Raw genomic sequence first — 867 nt, forward strand, 5'->3', positions numbered from 1 at the left:
CTGTTGGCGCGGATGTAGAAGTGCGTGCAATGCTTCTCTATCTCACTGACAATTTCCTTCGAGCACGAACCACAGTCGGCTCTGAAGCGATTCACACGGATGCTGTTGGCTTCCAGTAGGGCAAAGAATCTCTTGTGGGTCTCAGCCTGATAAAAGCGCACATTTGTGTTGCCATCGCTGTTCTCGACATAGACAATCATGTCACCGATGACATATACGCCAGGTCTGTAGCCGAGGAACTTCTTGTATGTCGGTTTTGCATCATACTTCTCCGTTTCAAGGAACTGATGGTCGAAATCAACATCGTAGGTTTCCACCTCATTCAGTTCACCAGTGGAAACCAAGGCTTTTATAAGCAAGGCGTTGAGCTTGTCTGCCGTATTGAAATCATAGGTCTTGCCCTTATCGGAAGTATATGAGATGTTTTCCTGTGTCAGTTCCTTGATGGCTCTGAGGATGGTATCAGAGCTGCATGTGCGCAAGGTCGGATGATACGAGAGATGACGCATCAGATGCGATGTTACATCCTCCACGCATGAACCGCCACAGAAGTATACGCTCATCAGAGAACGAATAATTTCGCTGTACTGGTATCCGATGATACTGCGGCATCTCTGACCAAGTGTCTGGTCGATAATAGGTGAAAGCATGGAGTCAAATTGCTCCATGATTGAAAAAATTCCTCCAAAAGGTGTGAGTTTTTCAGATTTTATTTGTACCTTTGCCATGTCTTGTTACGATTTACGCTTGTTTTGATTTGCAACACTAAGATAAGTGAAAAATCTGACATGGCAAAATCCTGAGCAACTTTTTGTTGCTCAGGAACTTATAAATAAAGTTAAATCAAAGTGTTGCGGAATTAAGGTT

At 43.9% G+C, this 867-nt stretch carries 1 pseudogene; it reads right to left on the reverse strand.

Annotation, left to right across the window (positions count from 1 at the left end):
• A pseudogene (locus CIK96_RS03240) lies at window positions 1-728 on the reverse strand (IS1380-like element IS614 family transposase); the annotation flags it as partial.
• Window positions 729-867 lie beyond the last annotated feature (139 nt).

The organism is Prevotella sp. P4-98 (assembly GCF_002251405.1).
Taxonomy (GTDB): domain Bacteria; phylum Bacteroidota; class Bacteroidia; order Bacteroidales; family Bacteroidaceae; genus Prevotella.